Genomic DNA, 20,746 nt, shown 5'->3' with positions numbered 1-20,746 from the left:
ACAGAAGATTGCTTCCTGTGCTTTTGCTGTTCGCTTCTACGAGGCGGGTCTTTGGCGTGACAGTCAAAGATCGTTTGAGCATGCTAACAGGAGAAAACAATATGACGGATATGGCGACCGGCAATGGGCCGGAGCTGCTTGTGGAACTGACGGCCGACATCGTGGCGGCTTATGTCAGCAACCATGTTGTCCCGGTCAGCGACCTGGCGAATCTGATTTCCGACGTGCATTCGGCACTGAGCAACACGTCCGTACCGCAGCCCGCTGCGGCCGTTGTCGAAAAGCAGAAGCCTGCAGTCTCTGTCCGCAAGTCCGTACAGGACGAGCAGATTACGTGTTTGGAATGCGGCGGCAACTTCAAGTCCCTCAAGCGTCACCTGATGACGCATCACTCTCTCTCGCCGGAAGAATACCGCGAGAAGTGGGACCTGCCGACCGACTACCCGATGGTAGCGCCCGCCTATGCCGAAGCGCGTTCGCGCCTGGCAAAGGAGATGGGCCTGGGTCAGCGCCGCAAGCGCGGCCGCGGCTGAGCTTTTTCGAAAGCAATCAACGACAAAAGCCGGGTCTTGCGCCCGGCTTTTCTGTCTGTAACGCGACTGTGATTCCAAAAAACGTGAGCCGTTTTCGAGCGGCATTCTGTTCCGACTCATTAATTGACAACGGGAATCAGACTTTAGTCCGGGGAGATCCGAAATCATCCTGTTCCAGGCGAGGAAAATAATCTTCCAGACTATTTCGCGCCGATCGGAAATGACGCAGGTGAAGACGGGATATCACGAGGAGCCCCATCTTATGCTTCCGGGGTGAGGCGTAGAATGTATTCCTATACTATAAGGAAGTGTTAATATACTAAATTACACGGCGCTGCCACGTGCGTTCGGGGAGAATCGAATCACGTTCAAGCCGCGGCGCGGACGTTCGCCTCTTCCCGGATTCTCCTCACCATCGAGCGCAGCCCGTTCGAGCGCTGCGACGACAGGTTCTCCACCAGTCCGATCTTCGAGAAGGTTTCGAAGGCATCGAGCGCGGCGATCTCCGATGCCGGCTTGCCGGAATAGGTGGCAAGCACGATGGCGACGAGACCGCGCACGATATGGGCATCGGAATCGCCCTCGAAGCTCATGATCGGGTTGTCCGGATCGCCCGACGTGTGCGTCACCAGCCACACCTGGCTGGCGCAGCCCATCACCTTGTTCTCGGAGGTGCGCTTTTCCTCGGCCAGCTCGGGCAGCGCCTTGCCGAGTTCGATGACATAGCGGTAGCGGTCTTCCCAATCGTCCAGGAAGGTAAAGTCGTCGATGATCTGGTCGAGGGATGCCATAAAACGCCTTTCACCATTGGCATGCCGGCAAAGCTGCACGGCAATTTTGCCTCCGGACATGCTCTACTACTGCATATAGGTGAAAGACCGGCAGATTTGAACAGTTAAAGCGCGTCGTGGCCCCTCGGATTTGCCCGTGCTTCAGTTTTTTTCTGTTTGGGCATGTCGTGCAAGACCTCGCCCGCATATTTATGCGTGACACGTTCTGAAAAGAAACGCCGTGAGGGATGGGCATCCTCACGGCGCAGCAAGATGCTGAATTAAACAGGGCAGGCACGTCAGGCATGGGGCATTTCCGCGTCATGCGGACCACCGATGCAAGCTCAGGCAATTCCGGCTGCGAAGCTGTCTCTGTCCGGAATTGCGTCAAACAAGAACGAAGAATTCGAAATGCGTTTCGGGCGGGCGCCCGCGCACTATCGTCAGATCGCCGGTTTCGGCGTCGGCAGCGGGATCGCGCCGGTTACCACCGTCTCGGGGGCCGTTTCATCGTCGACCGGCGGGCGGTAGGGCATCGGCTGGTTGAGTGCAGCCTTTGCCTCGCGCACCTTCTCCTGGACGGAAGGGGCGGCGAGGGAGGGCAGGGCGGGTGCTGCCCGCTGTGCCGTTTCGGCAAGCTTTGCAGTCGTTGCCGGCTCGTCGCTGAACTGGCTGTCAAGCAGTTCATAAGCAACGTGAGCACCCTCGCGGGCCCGGTAGCCGAGCGCCGTCAGCGTCTCGGCGCCCTTGGCGCAGACCTCGGGTTTTTCCGAGCACATGCCGGTCAGATAGTCATAGGCGCCGCTCGCCGCCGTAAAGGCATCGGAAAGCTGCAATTGCGGGCCGCTGGCGAGCTTGTCGGAACCCTCCGTGCTGAAGACGGAAAGAAGCACGAGCACAAGGCCAAACCAGAAGGATCCTTTGATCAGAAACCACATTGTCGTTGCCCATCCTGTTTTCCCGTCCGGTTCTTTTCGCCGAATCAGGCCGGTTGTCCGGTGTGCTTTCACCCTATCGATAAGTTGCGAATGCCGCTTTTCGAAACTCGCGCGCATTTGCGGCAAATTTAATTCAAATTTTAGCGAAGCGGATTTGAGCTGCATTTAAGTCGAATGCGAGCGATTGCCGTTAAGCATCAGGGCAGCACCTGCTTGCAATTGCAGGGCTTTTGGCCGCTCGCCTTGCCACAGGAGTTAACGTCGTGCTGAAATATGAAGGAATTCCGTTGCTTACCGGCTATTAACCACAAAAAGCAAAGGGGCTCTCGGATGCTTCAAAACGGGATTTTCTGCGCTTTCTGGCTGTGAACAGCGCTTTTGCCTTATCCTTTCCTTAAGTCGCGGGGGCCTATTGTCCGGATCGACAAACAGCCTTTTTCGGGCGGGTATTGCGTGCGAATATTGAGTGACATTGGCGGCTGGGTGACGGCGCTCGTAGACCGGGCGGCGACAAGCTGGCTCTCCCGGACGGGCGGCGGCGAAGCCGTGCGCCAGCGCGAACTTGCGATTCTGCGCCGCCTGGTGCTGCTGTCCTCGGCCGCTCTCGTCGCCGCGCCCGTCGGTCTTTCGGCCGTCACCAGCCCCGCCGTCGCCTTGCCGGCCGGTGTCGCCATGGTCTGCGCCGCCTTCCTCTTTTCCGCCGTCGGCAGCATTGCGCTTGCCCGCCAGGGCTCGTCGGCCGGCATCGCCACGCAGTCGGCCGAGGACTTCTTCCTTGCCGTCACGCCCGGCCTCGTCCTGTTTCTCGATCCGCACGGCAGCGTCGCCACCATCGGCGGCCGCGACCGCCGCGATTTCCTCGCCTGGATGCGCGATCCCAAGGGCAGGGGCTTCCTGGAGCAGGTGCATGTCTCCGATCGCATCCTGTTCCTGCAGGCGCTCGATGGCCTGCGGCGCGGCGAGGATGCCGCAAGCGTCGATCTGCGCCTCGACCGGCCCTCGGTTTCGCGCGATCAGCGCCAGTTCGCTTATCTCAGAATGGATATGACTGCCCGGCGCGATGCCGATGGTGAGCTGGCCGCCGTCATCGCCCAGCTGCGCGACGTCTCCGTCGAGCAGCAGCTGCGGGCCGAGGCGCAGAGCCGCGCGGCCGACGCCGAATCGGCAAACGATGCCAAATCGCGGTTCCTCGCCGCCGTCAGCCATGAGCTGCGCACGCCGCTCAACGCCATTCTCGGTTTTTCCGACATTCTGATCGGCGAATATTTCGGCAAGTTCGAAAACGACCGCCAGCGGGAATATGTCGGCCTCGTCCGCGAATCCGGCGCGCATCTGCTGTCCGTCGTCAACACCATGCTCGACATGAGCAAGATCGAAGCCGGCCGCTACGAGCTGATCCTCGAAGCCTTCGATATATCGGCCTCCGTCAGATCCTGCGAATCGATGCTGGCCTTGCAGGCCAAGAGCAAGGGCGTCACCCTGACGAGCCGGATCCAGCGCGGCCTCGGCGAGATCGTCGCCGATCAGCGCGCCATCCAGCAGATCCTCATCAATCTCGTCGGTAATGCGGTGAAGTTCACCGAGGCCGGCGGCGTCGTCTCCGTCGATGCGGCGGCGCGCGACGGCATCCTGAAGCTGACGGTCAGCGATACCGGCATCGGCATTGCCGCCGACAAGCTGGCAATGCTCGGCCAGCCCTTTGTCCAGATCCAGAACGATTACACCCGCCGCTTCGAAGGCACCGGCCTCGGCCTTTCGCTGGTCAAGGGGCTGGTGGCGCTGCATGGCGGAAATTTTGCTATCGCCAGCCAGCCGGGCGAGGGTACGATCATCACCATCGAGATCGCGGTGGACGGTTCGGGCGCCCGGCGGGCCGAGGATGCCGGCCATGGCGCGACCGTCGAGTTTCCGCCGCGGCTGAAGGACGCGATCAAGTCAGGGGTAGAATTGGAAGAGGGGCTTTTCGATGGCCGCGCGCAAGCGAAAATCGCCTAGGGGAAAAAACCGACGGCAGCAGCCGGGCCTTGTCGTGTCAGGTGCAGCCGCTCTCGGTGGCCTCGGCCTGCAGGGCGCATCTGCGCTGGGCGGTCTCGGCCTGCAGGGCGCATCGGCGCTCGGCGGCGTCATCGGCCGCAATCCGTCGGTTGCCGGCGGCACGATCGCCTTCTTCGTCATCTTCTCCTTCGTCGCGGCCAATGCGCTCTGGTATCAGCCCGGCCTGCATCCGCATCCGATTTTCCGCACCCGCGATCCGCATTCTTCAAACGTGCTCGGCGCCCGCCGCCCGGCCGAAGAGCAGCAGGGCGACGTCACCACCTTCCGGATCGAACGGCCTGAGGATGCCGCCGCCACCACCAGCGCGACGCCGGCGCCGGCCGCACCGGCTCAGCAGCCGAGCGAGCTGGTCATGGGGATCCAGCAGCAGCTGGTGCGCCGCGGCCTCTATAACGGTGTCCCTGACGGCATCATCGGCCCCCGCACCAGCGCCGCCATCCTGTTCTTCCAGGAGACCGTCGGCATGGCCCAGACCGGGGAAGCGACACCGGAAGTGCTGGCGGCGCTGAAAACCGACGCTGCCGGCCCTTCGACCGTGCCGGTGGAAAAACCGCGTGAGGATGTGAGCTCGAAGGCGGCGGCGGAAGACCCGGTGGCCGCCGCGATCCGCAGCGCCGAAAAGACGGTCAAGACGGCGCCATCAGCCGCAAAGCAGCTTCCTTCCAGCGAACTCACCACTGTCGACCTGGTGCTGAAGATCCAGAAGGGTCTGTCCAACATGGCCTATGCCAATGTCGGCGTCGACGGTGTTGCCGGCGAGCAGACCCGCGCTGCCATCCGCCATTTCCAGAAGCACTACAACCTGCCTGAAAACGGCGAGCCGAACGAGGCGGTGCTGAAGAAACTCAAGGAAATCGGCGCGATCTGAAGCATGGCGCGCCGCCTGTAGCCGCAAGCTTTGCTCGAAGGACCTACAACCTAAGTCTAAGACGCTGTCGCTATTTGCAACTTATTAACCATGTTGATCGAAGCTTTGCCGATTGAGGCGGGGGACGTCGGTCATGCATGCGCTGAAGGCGATAGACGATCTGGCCGGAGAACCGGCAGTCGAAGCGGAAGGCCCGGATCGCACCGCCTTGCGCCACATCCTGCAGCGTCTTGCAGAGGAGGCCTCGACGCTCGGCATCGATCTCGTCGATATTGCCGGCGCCATTCAGGACATGGCGGCGATGTCGGCCCGCCATGCCTCCGCCTTCGATCATGTCACCAGCACTGCGCTTTCGATTGCCAAAACCAACCGTTCGGTCGCCCTGTCGCTGCGCGAGACCGACCGCACTGCGGCCGAAGCCCGCCAGATGCTGAAGGAATCGGCCGACCGCCTGTCCGGCTCCGTCGCCGAGATCGGCCACATGGTTCAGTCCTCCAACGTCATCGGTGCTGAAATCGCCGGCTTTTCGAAGTCGCTGGCCGATGTCGACAAGATCGCCGACGAGATCAGCACGATTGCCCGCCAGACCAACCTCCTGGCGCTGAATGCCGCGATCGAGGCAGCGCGCGCCGGCGATGCGGGCAAGGGTTTTGCCGTCGTCGCCGCCGAGGTCCGGGCGCTTTCGCTGCAGACCTCGAAGGCGACCGGCTCGATCCAGGACACGCTGGACGAATTACGGGTGAAGATCGACCGGCTGTCGGTGGTCGGCGGCGATGCGCGTGAGAGTGCCGCCGGTGTGCGCGACAAGTCGGAGGCGATGCGCGGCGCCTTCGAAAGCATGGAACATGTCATCACCCGCATCCTCGACAGTTCGACCGTCATGGCCAACACCACCGAGGCCGTCGACCAGCAATGCGCCGGTTTCGTCGAAAAGCTCAGCGAGATGTCGGGCGAGGTCGCCGGTTCGAATATCAGGCTGCAGCAGGCGGCAAAACGCGTCGACAGCGTCGTCGGTCTCTCCGAAACCCTGGTCCAGCTGACGGCGAGCGCTGGTGTCAAGACCGCCGACAGCCGCTGGATCGAGGAGGCGCAATCGGTGGCAAGGCAGATATCAGGCGCATTCGAACGGGCCGTCGTCGAGGGCCAGATCGGCCTCGACGCGCTCTTCGACCGACGCTACCGGCCGATACCGGGTACCGATCCGGCGCAGATGATGGCCGCCTTCACCGAGCTCACCGACCGCCTGCTGCCGTCGATCCAGGAACCCGTGGTTGCCCTGGACGAGCGCGTCGCCTTCTGTGCGGCAGTCGACGAAAACGGCTACCTGCCGACCCATAACCGGAAATTCTCGCAGCCGCAGCGGCCGGGCGACGCCGTCTGGAACACCGCCAATTGCCGCAATCGCCGCATCTTCGCCGATCGTGTCGGCCTTGCCGCCGGCCGCAGCACCGCGCCTTTCCTCGTTCAGACCTATCGGCGCGACATGGGCGGCGGCAATTTCGTGATGATGAAGGATATTTCCGCGCCGATCATCGTGAGGGGCCGCCATTGGGGTGGATTGCGGCTGGCGGTCAAGGTCTGACGCATCGTCATCATTTGACTGCGGATTGCCGATCCCGGCGCGCCGGTCTATACCGCGCCGATGAGATTACGCGCCGACATCTTCGTTTCATCCCTGCTGCGCCGCGTCTTCGCCAGCGGCGATTTCGCCGCCGTCGAGAAGAAGGGGGCCGAGGAGGCCGGTGCGATCTTCATCCGCCAGCACTTCCGCGACGGCCTGGAAACGCTCTATGCGCCGGCGCCGCAGACCGCCTTCGGCGAAGACGAGATCCGCGATCGCCTGTTCGAAATCCGTCTTGCGCGCAGTGAGCCGGAAGCGGTGCGGGCGATGCTGGAGCGCGAACGCCGCTTCGATCCCGATCTGTGGATCGTCGAGCTGGAGGCGGAGGAACTGGGCGACATGATCCCGCTCGCGCGGGATGGCTCAGCGTGACCGTCGTCCGAGCACGCGCATGTCGCGCTGCACCGGCGCCTGGCGGACGAAGCGGTGGCTCTCCGTTTCCGCAAGCGCAGGTGTCGCGGCCGCCTCCGGCTTGTAGGTGTAGCGATCGGCGCGCCGCCAGGCCTCTATCCTTTCGTGGCATTCTTCCGGATCGAGCGCATCGAGCACCATCCAGGCGCGCGTGACATTGTGCTGCTGTTCGGCCAGGTGCGGATAGAACCGTTCCAGTACGAAGACGGCGTCGAGAAAACCCATGCCGAGGCTCGTCAACGTCGTGGCGAGCTGCTGGCCCGATAGGTCGAGCATGATGCGTTCGGCAAGCCAGCGGCTGGCGGAAAGCGCATCGGCGAGCGCGGTTGCGAAATGGTTTGCCTCGCGCGAGCGGGCAAAGCGCACCAGCAGCGCCTCCTGAATATCGGTGAGCGTGCGCAGGCCGAGCCGATCTTCGTCCTTGCGGCCGAGATGGCCGGCAAGGTCGAGAATGCGCTCGCGCAACGCCTCTTCATTGGCGATGCGCTGTTCCTCCAGCGCTTCGGCCTCGTTGCTCTCCGCCGAGGCCGGCGACAGCGGGACGGCCTCCGATTCTGTGATCGGCGCGGCGGGGGCCGCATGTCGCGGCTGGGTCTGGCGCAACGCCACCAGCGCGTCGATGACCTTCGGCGACAGCGAGTCGCGGCTGACGATCGCCTTGACATGAGCTGCGCCCTGCATGCGGGCAATGGTGATCAGCGTGTCGTCGGCAATGGCCTTGGAGGCGGCAAGAAAGGGTGCGGCGATCTCGATCGGCTGATTGCCGATGAACAGCGCCACGGCTGCCGGCATGGTCGGGCATTGGGAAAGGGCGGCGACCGCCTGGCGCTTGGCCTCGTCGGAGGAGGCCTGGAACAGCGGTGTGAAAAGCTCGGCGAATTGGCGCAGTTCGGATCGCGTCGGATGAGACAGGCTCTCGAAACTGCTGACAGTCGCCATTAACACCACGTCCTTTTTCCTGACGGCCAACGGGCCCTCGAGGTCTCGAAACCGGTCACGCACATGCACACCCTGAAAACGCAGAACCAAGGGAAACCGTGGGCCGATAGCGCTGGCGGGACGCCTGTCGGACCGCACGGATATGAACAAATCCTACACCGGTACGGTTAATGCATGCTGAAGATTTTATTAAAATGCAACAGAAATATACACGTGTGGCGTGTTGCCTGATCCTTAGCCGGCAACAAAAATCCCCTTGCTTTTGAAGGGCCGATGCTTCGATGTCCCGATCGCAGTTTCGACCGCCGCGACAGTTAGCCTGCTGTCGTCGTGCGCGGCGTGCAGCAGCTTTTGCGCGGCTGTCTTCATCGGTCCGGTGCAGATCGTGCTGGGTGCCGCAGGCGTCGTCTTCAGGCCCTCGCTGCTGATATGCCGGCGAGCGCCGCAGCCATCGGAAGCCGTGATGTCGGGGTCGTCGGACAAGAAAGGGGAATCAACGGCAAGGCCTGTTGCTCTTCGCTACCGGTCGAGGCTTGAAAGATTCGTGGTCGGCGATGACCGCAAAACGCGCTCCGATTGATGGCGGATCGACCCCGATCCGGGCTGCGACGCAACGAAAGTCGGCCTGCCGCATATTTGCAACACTTGCAGCGCTGCCGGCCCGCGGGTCGCCGCTGCATTATCAACTATATGAATTGTCTCTAATTTTATCCTTTGGCGGGTGTCCGGACCCGCGCGCAGGCGGGATGAAACCAAATCGGCGCTTCGCGCGTTGAAGAGGAAGTCACGGGAACTGTGTTTGGCAACCGTCGAATATTAGTAAACTGTTAACTGTCATGTGTCTCAATTCGGACAGGAACGACGCGATTTGAGTGTTTGGATCGTTGAAACTCCGCATCACGGTATTTCAGTCAGGTGCCGTGGGAAAGGCGCGAATGCCCTCGGTTCGGTCATGCCGGCACCGCAGGACGCGCCGGCCCGCAGATTGGCGGGCAGGGTGAAATCCATCGCAAGTTCATCCGTCTCGGGCAGTGCATGGAGACGAGAATGGCAATAGTAGTCGCATTGGCGGATCGGCGACCGCGGGCGCCGCGTCCTCAGGACAAGGAACCCCGCGAAGCCAAGATCCTCTGGTTCACCGGTGTCCGCTACGAGCGGCTGGCCGAGAGCCCCAGACATGGCCCGGCACCTGCGCCGCGCGCCAGCAAGAAGTAACGTCCGTTCAACCTCAGCGGGCGCTGAACTGTTCGCAGCCGGCTTCCGTCAGGAAGTTCCGCGCCGCCTCATCGAAACTCGCCTGCGGCGCCAGCGTCCGCAGCACGGCGTAACCGTCCGGCCGCGCCATTTCCACCAGGATCGCCTGTTCCAGCTCCGGCGGCAGGTTCTTGCGCAGGTCCGTCAGCTGAATCGGACCGCCCGCCAGCACATCGAGCGCGCCGCCGACCGAGGTCCGGTCATTCATGCTGAACACCTCGTTGGAGGCGCTGTCATAGATGGCGATCGACCAGAAGGGCACATTGCCCTTGGCGGTGAAATGCACCGGGCCATCCTCGACGTCGAAGGAGCAGACGGCGGTGCGCACGAAGGGATCGCCATTGGCAAGCCCCGCCTCGTCATGCTGGTCGTTCAGCAGGTAGAAATTGTTGAGGTCACCTTCCGCCTCGACGCGGGTCGCCGCGTCCCTGCCGGTGAAATGCGGCAGCGAAAGGATGATGACGAGGTGCAGAAGCGCTGCGCCGAAAAGGCCGGTCAGGATGGCGAAAACGATCCTAAGCATTGCCGCATCCGGTCTTGGTGAGCTTGGGCATGGCGAGGTCGATCACGCCGGAACTGCCGGCCGTCGGCGTATCGAACAGGGTCAGCACCAGCCGGAAGGTGCCGGCCTGCGGCAGGGCCAGCCAATTGCCCGGCTGGGCGACGGCGGAGATCTCGATCGAGAAGCTGCTGTCGGGCTGGCGCAGCACCGTCCAGGAGTTCAGCGCCGCGGGAAGTCCGGTCTTCACCGCCGCCGGATTGCCGCCATTGTCGGCGGTAAAGAGCGTCCACAGCCGGGCGGGCGGCGTCTGCCCGCTGATGCGGTAGCGGCAGCCGGCATTCAGCCGCGCCCCTTCGTCGTCGACGCTCGCCGTGAAGGTCAGCCCCTCGGCGCTGCCATAAAGCAGCTTGCCGGCACGCGCCCGGTGCGACTTGGCATAAGGATCGGCATCGACCGTCTGCAACGCCGGAAAAGCCTCCCAGGCGCCAAGCTTGATCGCTCCGAAACCCTGCGTCGCATCCAGCGCATACAGCGAAATCATGATCCCGCCGCCAAAGGCGACGATGAGCGTGATCAGGATGAAGAGGGGGAATCGAAACACGTCATGACCTTGGAAACCGGGATGAAAGGGTTACCACTGATTCTGGCAGGGTGGAATGCCGGGCGGCGACATGGGCGCTGGTCAATCCCCGGTTATATCAGCGAAGCCGTCATGCCAGGTGCGGCAATAAGGCTGTCCGGTTGGCCTGTTCAAGACCCCTCCCCAACCCCTCCCCACAAGGGGGAGGGGCTTAACCTGCCGCACCCGGTTTCCATATTTGCGACGTTTCGAGTGGAACGAGGCGGGCGCTCCGGGTTAGTCCCTCCCCCTTGTGGGGAGGGGTTGGGGAGGGGTCTTGAACAGGCGGATAGGGCAGCCATCGGCGATCTCCGCTGCCGACTACTCCGCGCTCGCCACCTTCTGCGGCGTGAGCGGGGCGGCGTCCTTCAGCTTTTTGCCGAGGTCTTTCAGGATATTCGTCGATTGCACCGAGAGCATGCGCGGCCGGATGAGCTGCGGCAATCCGTCCTGCGGCTTGGCGGCGGCGGTCTTGGCGACATCCTTCTGCGAGGGCGGGGGATTTTCGACGCCGGGGATGGCCCGCAGCGTCACACCCTGATGGGCGTAGTCCATGGCCCGCTTGAAGGTCATCGCCGGCAGCGAGCCGCCGGTCATCTCGTTGGTCGAGGTGTAGTCGTCATTGCCGAACCAGACGGCGCAGGTGTAGTTGCCGGTGAAACCGACGAACCAGGCGTCGCGATAGGCCTGGGTCGTGCCGGTCTTGCCGGCGGTCAAAACGCCGTTGTCGAGAGCCGCCTTGCGCGCCGTTCCGACATAGGGCACGCGCGACAGCATCTGGTTCATATAGGCATCGGCCTGTTCCGACAGCACGCGTTTGGGCGCCGGCTCGTCACGGTCGAAATCATAGAGCACATCGCCCTCGTAATCGAGGATCTGGCTGATGCCGTGGCGGCGCGACTGGTAGCCGCCGGCCGGGAAGGTGGCATAGGCTGTCGCCTGGTCGAGCACGGTCACTTCGGAGGTGCCGATCGGGATGGTGACGTCGTCGCGGATCGGCGTTTCGACACCGAGATTTTTCGCCATCGCCCGGATCGGCTGGATGCCGAGCTTCTCCTTGGCGAGCCGCACCGGCACGGTATTGATCGACTGGGCGATCGCGGTCTCGAGCGTGATGCGGCCGACATAGCGGTTGGCATAATTGTGCGGGCTCCAGTTGCCCCAGTAGATCGGCGCGTCGACGATCGTCGTCTGCGGCGTCATCCCGCTCTCCATCGCCAAGGCATAGGTATAGACCTTGAAGGAGGAGCCCGGCTGGCGCAGCGCCCTGGTGGCGCGGTTGAACTGGCTTTCGCCGTAATCCCGCCCGCCGACCATGGCGCGCACGGCGCCGCCATTCTCGATCATCACCAGGGCGCCCTGCTTGGCGTGGTAGGCCTCGCCATATTCGCGCAGCGACGTTTCGACCGAATCTTCGGCCGCCTTCTGGATGCCCATGTCGATCGTCGTGCGCACGATCAGCGAATGCTGGTGGAAGCGCGGCGAAAGCCGCTGCACCTCGTCGAAAGCCCAGTCGAGGAAGAAGTCCGGCGATTCCACCTCGTTGCGGTCGACGACGGTGGCCGGGCTGCGCCGGGCGGCGATCACCTGGCCCTCGGTCATCAGCCCGCTCTGCACGAGGTTGGTCAGCACCTCGTTGGCGCGGGCGCGGGCGGCCGGCAGGTTGACATGCGGCGCATATTTGGCCGGCGCCTTGAACAGGCCGGCCAGCATGGCGGATTCGGCGAGGTTCACGTCGGTGATGTTCTTGCCGAAATAGAATTGCGCCGCTGCCGCAGCACCGAAGGTGCCGCCGCCCATATAGGCGCGGTCGAGATAGGTGGAGAGGATTTCCTTCTTGGAAAGGTTGGCCTCGAGCCAGAGCGCCAGGAAGGCTTCGGTGACCTTGCGGTCGATCGAACGCTCGTTGGAGAGGAAGAGGTTCTTGGCGAGCTGCTGGGTCAGCGTCGAGCCGCCCTGCACGACTTCGCCGGCCTGGGCGTTGGTGACCATGGCGCGGAAGAGACCGATGGCGTCGATGCCGAAATGGTCGAAGAAGCGCCGGTCTTCGGTGGCGAGCACCGATTTGATCAGCGAATCCGGCAGTTCGTCGATCGGCACGGAATTCTGATGGATGACGCCGCGATGGCCGATGACGTTGCCGTAGCGGTCGGTGAAGGTGACGGCGAAATCGCCGCGGTTGCGCCAGTCCTCCTTGGTCGCTTCGAAGGCCGGCTGGGCAAGCACCAGCATCAGCACCGCGCCGACCGTGCCGAGGGTCAGACCTTCGCCGGCCAGTTCGAAGACCACGCGCTTCCAGCCGCGCACGCGGAAACGGCGGAAGAAAATGGTGGTGTCTTCCCAGATCTCGGCGGCGCGGAAGCCGGCGTTCCAGACGGTCGAATCGATCCATGAATCGATGCGCAGCAGAATGTGACGGCTCTTTGCCGGCCGCCTGCCGGCGTCCGCTGTCTGTTTTTCTGCCCCTTTTTTAGGCCCTTTTTCAGGGTTGTCCGGATCCTGCACGTCCTGTATTCCCGCCTGATCGCGCTTGCTTCATGTCCGGCCGCCGGAAAGCGACGAAAGCGCGAGGCCCGATGGGCCCGAAAAGCTCTCCGATACCAGGAGAAAATTCTCCGGCACCAGGAGAAAGTTCTCCGGTACCAGGAGCATGCTGAAGAATTGATTGATTTTGTGGCGGATAACAAGAGAGTAGAGCGGCGGTCACGCGAATTTGCGGCCGCTGTTGCAAGAAACGAACGATGAACGATCTGCCCTTCTGGAAGAGCAAGACGCTGGCCGAAATGACCGCCGCCGAATGGGAAAGCCTTTGCGACGGCTGCGGCCTCTGTTGTCTCAACAAGATCGAGGAATGGGATAGCGGCGATATCTATTTCACCTCGGTCAGCTGCAAGCTGCTCGACAGGCAGAGCTGTCGCTGCTCGAGCTATGAGAACCGCTGGGATTTCGTGCCGGACTGCGTGCAGCTGACCAAGGAGAACGTGCCCGACATCGCCTGGCTGCCGCCGACCTGCGGCTACCGGCTGATCAACGAGGGCCGCGATCTCTACTGGTGGCATCCGCTCGTCTCCGGTGACCCCGAAACGGTACATGCCGCCGGCATTTCCGCCCGCGGCCGCACGATCAGCGAAACCGAGATCGATATCGAGGATCTCGAGGATTACGTCGTCGACTGGCCGCTGACCGTCGGCGAGGCGAAGGACGAGGAAGAGGCGTAAGCGGCTGGCCTGCCCGGCTTTCGCTTGCAGTGTGATGATCCATGCGCACGGCCGCCTTGTCTCCGACGCGACATATAAAATTGACGCCGGCCGCTGCTTGATTATTGAAAAGTGAGACCCCACTTGCGGTGCGACCCGCTGGTCCGGGCCCCTCTGGCGAGAGCTTCGGCACTCTTGCGATGTCGGACCTCTTCTCCGACAACCAGTGCCGACCAGGGGATTATCCTTGAATCTGTCTTTTTTGCTCGTCGAGTGGCTGGGAACGCCGCTCTGGATGTGGTCGAGTTTTTTCGCCCTCGTCATCGCCATTCTGTCGTTCGACCTCGGTATTCTTCATAAGCAGAACAAGGAAATCGGCGTCGGCGAAAGCGTCAGGCTTTCCGCCCTCTATATCGCGCTCGGCCTCGCCTTCGGTGGTTGGGTATGGTGGTATCTCGGCTCCGAGGCCGGCCTTGCCTATCTGACGGGCTTCGTCGTCGAAAAGACGCTGGCCCTCGACAACGTCTTTGTCATCGCCCTGATCTTCTCCTTCTTTGCCGTGCCGCGCCTCTACCAGCACCGCGTGCTCTTCTGGGGTATTCTCGGCGTCATCGTGCTGCGCGCCATCATGATCGGCGTCGGCGCCACGCTGGTCGCCGAATTCGCCTGGCTTCTCTATATCTTCGCCGCGTTCCTGATCGTCACCGGCATCAAGATGCTGTTCGTCAAGGAGGCCGAGCCTGATGTCTCTAAGAACGTCCTCGTCCGCTTCATGCGCAGCCGTTTCAACGTCACCGAGGAGCATCACGGCGAACGGTTCTTCGTCAGAAAGGCAAACCCCAGGACGGGAGCGATGACCTGGTTCATCACGCCGCTCTTCATGGCGCTCGTGATGGTCGAAGTGGCCGACGTCATCTTCGCCGTGGATTCGGTCCCCGCGATCTTCGCGATCACCACCGATCCGTTCCTTGTCTATACCTCGAACATCTTCGCGATCCTCGGCCTTCGCGCCCTCTATTTCGCGCTGGCGGCGATGATTCATCGCTTCCGCTATCTGAAGCCCGCGCTTGCCATCGTGCTGATCTTCATTGGCTCGAAGATCTTCGTCGCCGATCTGCTGGGCCTGGAAAAATTCCCGGCTGCGCTCTCGCTGAGCATCACTTTCGCGATCATCGCCGCCGGCGTGGTCTGGAGCCTCCTCAAAACGCGGGATCCGCAGCAGCCCGCCTGAGCGGGCTCTGCGAGCAATACGTAAACAAAGGAAGGAACACATATGATTTCGGATTTCATCGGCTGGATTTTTGCCCTCCTCGTCGTCGGTCCGCTGCAGGCCGAGATACAGCAACAGGCTGAGCGCGCCCGGCTTCCCGTGGAGATCGTCCGCCAGTCCCAGGACTGCCTGACATCTCAGGGACCGCGGCTCGTCGAGCGCGCCGCCGGCGACTACGTCTGGGCGGCGGCCACAGTCGTCAGCATAGCGATCGGCCATACCGCGCCGGCGGAACTTCTCGACGGCAGCGATCCGCAATGCGCAGCCCTCGCCAGCGCCCTGAAGGGAGACGGCGAGGGTGCGTGACGGCAACCAGCTGAAAATGGACCGTGTGATTGATCAAGACGGAAAGAAACAACCGCCGCGCGGTGTGGCCACGACGCGGCTTCGCGAGATGTTGGAAATCGCCCGGGTAAAGGGCGGCCTCTCCGTCGGCGAGGCTCTGGAGGCGATGGGCCAGACGAGCATCGCCTTCACCATCCTGTTCCTGGCAATCCCGGCGCTGACCCCAATCCCCGGGCCGTTCGGAATGGTCTTCGGCACCGCGCTCGCGCTGGTCTCCCTCCAGATTGTCGCGGGTGGCCGGAAGATCTGGTTGCCCGCCATCCTCAGGGATCGCCGGGTTTCGCCCGCAGCGCTTGATCTTATCGTCGGTCACGCGGTTCCGGTGATCGCCCGGGTGGAAAAGCTCGTGCGCGCCGGCCGGCTGCAGGTTCTCACCGGTCCGACAGTGCAGGCACTTCTTGGCGTTCCTGTCTTCCTGCTTGCTGTGGTGATCGCGCTGCCGATCCCCTTCGGCAATATCCTGCCGGTGGTCTCGCTGGTCGTGCTGGCCGTCGCCCTGATGGAGCGGGATGGTCTCGTCACCTTGATCGGACTGCTGCTCACATCGGCGACGATCGTCACCACCGCCACCTTGGTTTATTTTATCAAGGCGATGATCTTCACGGCCGCTTAGCCGAATGGACAGGGACCGCCGCGAGGAACCGCCGCAGCTCCGTCTCCACATATTCATCCACCCGCCCTTCTGCGCCAAAGCCCCACCAGGTGAGCGAGCCCTGCCATTGCGACAGCATCAGCCGGGCGATGGTCTCCGGCGCGCTCGCCGATCCGAAACAGCGTGCGATCGCTGCCGTCAGCGCTTTGCCCCAGGCGGCCCCTCGGGCCTGCAGCACTGGGTCGCGGAAGTCCTCGCGCAGCAGCAGCAGTCCCTCGCCATAGGCGGCGGCATTGTCGCCGTAATCCTGCGACAGGCCGACAAGCAGCGCGACCGCGCCGTCAGACGTTTTCGGCACGCTTTCGGCAAGCCTTGCCGTCTCCGCATCCAGCCTGTCCCATGCATAGAGCAGCGCCGCACGCAGCATCGCGGCCTTCGTCGCAAAACGCTGCACCAGCGTCGAGCCGGAAAGGCCGCTCGCCTTTGCCACTGCCGCAAAGGTCGCGGCATCCGGCCCTTTAGTCTGGATCAGCGCCAGCACCATGGCGAGAAGCTGCTCATCCGACAGTGTGCGGCGACGCGGCATAAAATTCCCTCTTGCATTCAGCTTATTTATGAACGAGCATTCGTTTATATACAAGGCGTTTTTCGGTTCTAACGCGGAGGATGGCGAAATGACAGCGGACTTGCGGGAGAAAGTGGCTTTGGTGGCCGGTGCGACGCGCGGCGCCGGCCGCGGTATTGCGGTTGAACTCGGCGCTGCCGGCGCAACGGTTTATGTGACAGGGCGCACGACGCGCGCCCATCAATCCGAATATGCCAGGCCGGAGACGATCGAGGAGACGGCCGAGCTGGTGACGGCGGCGGGCGGCAGGGGCATTGCCGTGCAGGTGGATCATCTGGTCGCCCATGAAGTCGAGGCGCTGGTCGCACGCATCCGGGCGGAAACCGGAAGGCTCGATATTCTCGTCAACGACATCTGGGGCTGCGAGAAGCTGTTCGAATGGGACAAGCCCGTCTGGGAGCATTCGCTGGACAAGGGGTTGCGCATGCTGCGGCTCGGCATCGAGACACATCTGATCACCGCCCACTACGCGCTGGCGCTGATGATCGAACGGCCGGGCGGGCTCTTGGTCGAGGTGACCGACGGCACGGCGGAATACAACGCCGCGCATTACCGGCTGTCGCCCTTTTACGACCTCGTCAAGACAAGCGTCATCCGCATGGCCTGGGCGCACGCCCAGGATCTGGCGAAACACGGCGCCACCGCCCTCTCGATCACCCCCGGCTGGCTGCGCTCCGAAATGATGCTGGACGCCTATGGTGTCAGCGAGGCGAATTGGCGCGACGCGACGAAGGTCCAGCCGCATTTCGCCATTTCCGAAACGCCGCGCTTCGTCGGCCGCGCCGTGGCGGCCATCGCCGTCGATCCCGATCGCGCCCGCTGGAACGGTCAGTCGCTGTCGAGCGGCGGCCTGGCCAAGGTCTATGGCTTCGATGACATCGACGGGTCGCGGCCGGATTGCTGGCGCTACATCGTGGAAGTGCAGGAGCCGGGTAAGCCGGCGGATGTCACCGGCTATCGCTGAGGCAGCCCGTTAGCTTGCGGCTCTGAGCCGCGCCACGTCACGAAACGACACCAGCCGCCTCGTCTGTTCGTCCCAGAGCACCAGCTTGACGCAGCGCAGGCTTTCCATGAGCGTGATGCGGCCGATATCGGCCAGCTCGGGATGGTCCCTCAGCACCTCCGGCAGCCGATAATAAGGCACCCGGCTCGCCAGATGATGCACATGGTGTATGCCGATATTGCCGGTGATCCAGCGCAGCACCGGCGGCAGGTCGTAATGCGAGGCACCGTGCAGCGCCGCATGCTGGAACTGCCAGTCAGGTTTCTTCGACCAGTGCGTTTCCTCGAACTGGTGCTGGACATAGAACAGCCAGACGCCAGCGGCTCCCGCTAGAAGCACGATCGGCAGGTGCACCAGGAGGAAGGGAACGATCCCGCCCGCCCAGATCAATAAGGCGGCGGCCAGAGCGATGGCAAGGTTGGTCGCCATGGTCGAGATCCAGGGCAGGGGGCCGGAGCGCATCATGCCGAAGGGCAGGCGCTGCTTGAAGATGAACAGCCATGCCGGCCCGATCCCGAACATGACGGCTGGGTGCCGGTAGAGCCGGTAGGCAAGCCGCCCCCGGCGGGACCGCGCGTTATATTCGGCGATCGTCAGTGTCTCAATGTCGCCAACGCCGCGCTCGTCGAGGTTTCCGGCCGAGGCGTGATGTTCCGCATGTGCCCGACGCCAGTAGTCGTAAGGCGTCAGCGTCAATATGCCGATCGTGCGCCCGACCCAGTCGTCGAGGCGGCGGCGGGCGAAAAATGAGCCGTGGCCGCAATCATGCTGGATCATGAACAGCCTGAGCAGGAAAGCGGCTGCCGGGATGACAAGGATCAGGCCCGGCAAAAAGCCGTAACGAACGGACGCCCATGCGGCGGCCCAGAACAGCGCAAAGGGAATAGCTGTGACGGCCAGTTCAAAGGCACTGCGTGTGGCCCTCGGCTGGCGATATCCTGCAAGGATCTTCAACCAGGCTTTTTCGGCGAAAAGTGCTGTCGGTGCCGCAGGGTTCTGCGGATTTTCACAAGGCTCGTCCAAGGTGGCAAGCCGGATTTCCTCGCTCTCGAAGCGGTGCGCGCGTTCGATCACGAAATATCGCCGCAAAAGGCTGCGACGCTCGACGGATCGCCGAGGCGGTTGATTATTTGAAGAGGAGTCATGCTCTGTGGCACCTTCCGGCTTTTCGAAAACACGATCATCGCTGATCGCGCGTCCCGGCAGGACGCGCTGCCGCTTTTAGCCACACATCACCCATTACGCAAATCGATCCCGACTTGCGTTTGTCATGGAGGCGGCGAGGGGCGATTCACCCGAAGGCTCGATGCGAGCTTATTTCTTCGGCGCGCTGCTTCCGTGCGGAGCGGCCTGGGTCGCGGCCTTCATCTGGCCGGCGAATGTGCGTGCCATCTTCGGCGCCAGCTTGTCCTTCTTCGGTTTGCGAGCCTCGCGATTGCTTCTCAGCTGACCTTTTGCCATCGATCGATCTCCTGTTCAGACGAATGCAAAGCGCGTTTTCAGCTTCGCGCGTCGGGTTTGAGGTTTGTCTTACGCCTGTCGCTGGGCAATCCCTGGATCGCATAACGGTCGTATACCGGAGTGACTGGTTTCGGCGGCGTCTTCAGCTTGCCGAAGTAGTGTTCGAGTGCCTGCGAAAGCATGGCGGGCGACGTTACGCCCTCCTGAAACAGCTTGATCAGCAGCATCGCTGCGACATTGCAGCCCCCGCCGTCGTCGGGCGCGATCCTGGCCTCGTAGCCCGCATTGTCGAGTACGGACTGAAGCATGTCGAGATCGGACGAGGTCAGGTATGGCTTTTTGGAAGTGGAAGACATCGGTCCTCCTTTCGTCGGGGCGAAGGTATGAAAACCCTCAGTCGGCAGCGCCCGGACAATGGCTGCCGACGGCGAAACCATGCGCCTTTCGCCGAGGCAAGGCAATGGGATTCTCGCTATGAATATTCGTTTTTGCTTATGAAAAGCCCGCACCGATAAGGGTGCGGGCGCAACGGTCATTCCGCCGCCTGATAGGCGGGCCTCCGGACGGCTGATGTCCTCGGACCTGCGGCTGCAAGCAGGGTGATGGCGATCGCAAGCAGCGCCACGAAGGCGACGCCGGCGACATACGGGTCCCAGCCGAAATTCGGCGCGGCGCCGAACACCGCCGAAGCGGCCGCAAGCACGATGCCGCCGCCGATCTGGAAGGAGGCGAAGAGCAGGCCGGAGGCGGGCCCCGATTTGTCGTCCTCGACATCGGAAAGCGCTGCGACCTGCACCGAAGGGTAGGTCATGGCATAACCGAGGCCGAGCGGGACCTGCGAGACCAGCACGAGCAGGATCGGATCGACATGTCCGAGTGCCGTCACCCAAAAAATGTAGCTGAAGGCCTGCAGCCCGACGCCTGCCGCCATCAGGCCGGTGGCGCCGCGGTTTTGCGCCAGGTTCGCAAAGCGTGGCGCCAGGAACATCACGAAGACGCCGCCGAGGGCAAAGGAGAAGCCTGTCGTGAAGGCCGACCAGCCGATGACGTTCTGATAATAGAGCGTCGCCAGGAACTGGAAGCCGACATAGGCGCCCTGGAAGAGGGCGGCGATCGCATTGGCGTGCCGCAGCCGCGCCCGGCGGAACATGCCGAGCGGCACCATCGGATCGGCATGGCGTGCTTCAACCGCGAGGAAGAGCAGGATCAGCACCAGCGACGCCGAGAGCGAACCCCAGGTCGGCAGGGCCTGCCAGCCGGCAGCCGCGGCATTGGTGATGCCGAAGTTCGTTCGGAATTGCTCGAAATTCGGAGCCCGTTATATCTCACCCTTATGGAAATAGGCTTCGAGCCGGTAGCCGTCGGGATCGATGACGAAGGCGGCGTAATAGAAGCGGCCGTAATCCGGCCGGATACCCGGTTCGCCATTGTCGGTGCCGCCGGAAGCGATAGCCGCCGCGTGAAAGGCGTCGACAGCGGCCTCGTTCGGAGCGACGAAGCAGAAATGCAGCCCGGATTGCATGTCGGCGACAACGGGATGCTCCGCCTGTATCACCCAGAGGCCGACCTCATCAGGGCCGTAGCCGATCACGCCATCGGAATTGGACAGGCGCTCATAGCCGAGCGGCGCCAGCGCCGCGTCGTAGAAACGGCGGGCTCTGTCGAGGTCTTTGACGCCGATGGAGACATGATCGAACATGGGCTGCAAACTCCGTTCATCTCAAGATCAATGCAACACCAGCA

General features: G+C 62.8%; 23 protein-coding genes and 1 pseudogene. 11 read left to right on the top strand and 13 right to left on the bottom strand.

What is annotated here, in order from left to right:
* The first annotated feature begins 101 nt into the window (after positions 1-101).
* The gene (locus CO671_RS26770) at positions 102-533 is read left to right on the top strand and encodes a MucR family transcriptional regulator (RefSeq protein ID WP_010060045.1); all 432 of its coding nucleotides are present in this window, start codon (positions 102-104) and stop codon (positions 531-533) included.
* Between the two features lie 368 nt (positions 534-901).
* Here the strand turns inward: CO671_RS26770 and CO671_RS26765 are convergent, their stop codons facing one another.
* Together CO671_RS26765 and CO671_RS26760 are read right to left on the bottom strand one after the other, a co-directional pair.
* Positions 902-1,324, bottom strand: coding sequence for a SufE family protein (locus CO671_RS26765; RefSeq protein WP_097608466.1), 423 nt, complete (start codon positions 1,322-1,324; stop codon positions 902-904).
* A gap of 422 nt (positions 1,325-1,746) precedes the next feature.
* Positions 1,747-2,241 (bottom strand): DUF5330 domain-containing protein, encoded by a 495-nt coding sequence (locus CO671_RS26760; protein ID WP_097608465.1) that lies wholly within the window; start codon positions 2,239-2,241, stop codon positions 1,747-1,749.
* A gap of 453 nt (positions 2,242-2,694) precedes the next feature.
* Between CO671_RS26760 and CO671_RS26755 the strand changes: the two genes are divergently transcribed.
* The 4 genes from CO671_RS26755 (at position 2,695) to CO671_RS26740 (ending at position 7,157) form a co-directional block, all read left to right on the top strand.
* Positions 2,695-4,236, top strand: coding sequence for a HAMP domain-containing sensor histidine kinase (locus CO671_RS26755; RefSeq protein WP_097608464.1), 1,542 nt, complete (start codon positions 2,695-2,697; stop codon positions 4,234-4,236).
* Positions 4,208-5,164: a peptidoglycan-binding domain-containing protein gene (locus CO671_RS26750; protein ID WP_097608463.1), complete on the top strand. Its 957-nt coding sequence runs from the start codon at positions 4,208-4,210 to the stop codon at positions 5,162-5,164. The genes CO671_RS26755 and CO671_RS26750 overlap by 29 nt, the downstream gene beginning before the upstream one ends.
* A 133-nt stretch (positions 5,165-5,297) precedes the next feature.
* Positions 5,298-6,746: a methyl-accepting chemotaxis protein gene (locus tag CO671_RS26745; protein ID WP_097608462.1), complete on the top strand. Its 1,449-nt coding sequence runs from the start codon at positions 5,298-5,300 to the stop codon at positions 6,744-6,746.
* Positions 6,747-6,806: 60 nt separating this feature from the next.
* Positions 6,807-7,157, top strand: coding sequence for a DUF1491 family protein (locus CO671_RS26740; protein ID WP_010033104.1), 351 nt, complete (start codon positions 6,807-6,809; stop codon positions 7,155-7,157).
* Here the strand turns inward: CO671_RS26740 and CO671_RS26735 are convergent.
* Both CO671_RS26735 and CO671_RS26730 read right to left on the bottom strand, forming a co-directional pair.
* Positions 7,149-8,198 carry a DUF2336 domain-containing protein gene (locus tag CO671_RS26735; protein WP_170965058.1) on the bottom strand — a complete coding sequence of 350 codons (1,050 nt, stop codon included), beginning with the start codon at positions 8,196-8,198 and terminating at the stop codon, positions 7,149-7,151. The genes CO671_RS26740 and CO671_RS26735 overlap by 9 nt on opposite strands.
* Positions 8,199-8,369: 171 nt before the next feature.
* Entirely contained in the window at positions 8,370-8,618 is a 249-nt protein-coding gene (locus tag CO671_RS26730) for a hypothetical protein (protein ID WP_097608460.1), read from the bottom strand.
* Between the two features lie 564 nt (positions 8,619-9,182).
* On the opposite strand from CO671_RS26730, the gene CO671_RS33875 reads away from it, so the two are divergent.
* Entirely contained in the window at positions 9,183-9,350 is a 168-nt protein-coding gene (locus CO671_RS33875; protein WP_170964763.1) for a hypothetical protein, read from the top strand.
* A gap of 13 nt (positions 9,351-9,363) precedes the next feature.
* Here the strand turns inward: CO671_RS33875 and CO671_RS26725 are convergent, their stop codons facing one another.
* The 3 genes from CO671_RS26725 to CO671_RS26710 form a co-directional block, all read right to left on the bottom strand.
* Positions 9,364-9,912 (bottom strand): DUF1254 domain-containing protein, encoded by a 549-nt coding sequence (locus tag CO671_RS26725; protein ID WP_097608459.1) that lies wholly within the window; start codon positions 9,910-9,912, stop codon positions 9,364-9,366.
* Positions 9,905-10,492 (bottom strand): DUF1214 domain-containing protein, encoded by a 588-nt coding sequence (locus tag CO671_RS26720; RefSeq protein WP_010031064.1) that lies wholly within the window; start codon positions 10,490-10,492, stop codon positions 9,905-9,907. The genes CO671_RS26725 and CO671_RS26720 overlap by 8 nt, the downstream gene beginning before the upstream one ends.
* A 339-nt stretch (positions 10,493-10,831) precedes the next feature.
* The gene (locus CO671_RS26710; protein ID WP_097608458.1) at positions 10,832-13,015 is read right to left on the bottom strand and encodes a transglycosylase domain-containing protein; all 2,184 of its coding nucleotides are present in this window, start codon (positions 13,013-13,015) and stop codon (positions 10,832-10,834) included.
* Positions 13,016-13,251: 236 nt separating this feature from the next.
* On the opposite strand from CO671_RS26710, the gene CO671_RS26705 reads away from it, so the two are divergent.
* From CO671_RS26705 to CO671_RS26690, 4 genes are all read left to right on the top strand, one after another.
* Positions 13,252-13,728: a YcgN family cysteine cluster protein gene (locus tag CO671_RS26705; protein WP_097608457.1), complete on the top strand. Its 477-nt coding sequence runs from the start codon at positions 13,252-13,254 to the stop codon at positions 13,726-13,728.
* A gap of 226 nt (positions 13,729-13,954) precedes the next feature.
* Complete coding sequence (locus tag CO671_RS26700) at positions 13,955-14,938, top strand: TerC family protein (protein ID WP_097608456.1); 984 nt, start codon at positions 13,955-13,957, stop codon at positions 14,936-14,938.
* Positions 14,939-14,980: 42 nt separating this feature from the next.
* Positions 14,981-15,283, top strand: coding sequence for a hypothetical protein (locus tag CO671_RS26695; protein ID WP_097608455.1), 303 nt, complete (start codon positions 14,981-14,983; stop codon positions 15,281-15,283).
* 25 nt (positions 15,284-15,308) lie between these two features.
* On the top strand, positions 15,309-15,935 hold the full coding sequence (locus CO671_RS26690) for an exopolysaccharide biosynthesis protein (protein WP_097608539.1): 627 nt from the start codon (positions 15,309-15,311) through the stop codon (positions 15,933-15,935).
* On the opposite strand, the gene CO671_RS26685 is transcribed toward CO671_RS26690, so the two are convergent.
* A complete protein-coding gene (locus CO671_RS26685) occupies positions 15,922-16,500 on the bottom strand; it encodes a TetR family transcriptional regulator (protein ID WP_097608538.1) in 579 nt (192 codons plus the stop codon). The two genes, CO671_RS26690 and CO671_RS26685, sit on opposite strands and share 14 nt — an antisense overlap.
* An 88-nt stretch (positions 16,501-16,588) precedes the next feature.
* Here CO671_RS26685 and CO671_RS26680 point away from each other — a divergent pair, with 88 nt between their 5' ends.
* A complete protein-coding gene (locus CO671_RS26680; RefSeq protein ID WP_097608454.1) occupies positions 16,589-17,503 on the top strand; it encodes an SDR family oxidoreductase in 915 nt (304 codons plus the stop codon).
* A gap of 9 nt (positions 17,504-17,512) precedes the next feature.
* On the opposite strand, the gene CO671_RS26675 is transcribed toward CO671_RS26680, so the two are convergent.
* The 5 genes and pseudogenes from CO671_RS26675 to CO671_RS26660 all read right to left on the bottom strand — a co-directional run bounded on the left by CO671_RS26675 (position 17,513) and on the right by CO671_RS26660 (position 20,702).
* The gene (locus CO671_RS26675; protein ID WP_170965061.1) at positions 17,513-18,565 is read right to left on the bottom strand and encodes a fatty acid desaturase; all 1,053 of its coding nucleotides are present in this window, start codon (positions 18,563-18,565) and stop codon (positions 17,513-17,515) included.
* A 291-nt stretch (positions 18,566-18,856) separates the two neighbouring features.
* Positions 18,857-19,003 carry a hypothetical protein gene (locus CO671_RS33870; protein WP_170965057.1) on the bottom strand — a complete coding sequence of 49 codons (147 nt, stop codon included), beginning with the start codon at positions 19,001-19,003 and terminating at the stop codon, positions 18,857-18,859.
* Positions 19,004-19,041: 38 nt separating this feature from the next.
* Positions 19,042-19,440: a hypothetical protein gene (locus tag CO671_RS26670; protein ID WP_097608452.1), complete on the bottom strand. Its 399-nt coding sequence runs from the start codon at positions 19,438-19,440 to the stop codon at positions 19,042-19,044.
* Positions 19,441-19,535: 95 nt separating this feature from the next.
* Positions 19,536-20,288, bottom strand: a pseudogene (locus CO671_RS26665) (MFS transporter); the annotation flags it as partial.
* A gap of 33 nt (positions 20,289-20,321) precedes the next feature.
* Positions 20,322-20,702, bottom strand: coding sequence for a VOC family protein (locus CO671_RS26660; RefSeq protein ID WP_097608451.1), 381 nt, complete (start codon positions 20,700-20,702; stop codon positions 20,322-20,324).
* Positions 20,703-20,746: the final 44 nt, after the last annotated feature.

The organism is Rhizobium sp. M10 (genome assembly GCF_002531955.1).
Lineage (GTDB): Bacteria > Pseudomonadota > Alphaproteobacteria > Rhizobiales > Rhizobiaceae > Rhizobium > Rhizobium etli_C.
This window is presented reverse-complemented; position numbering and strand designations above follow the sequence as displayed.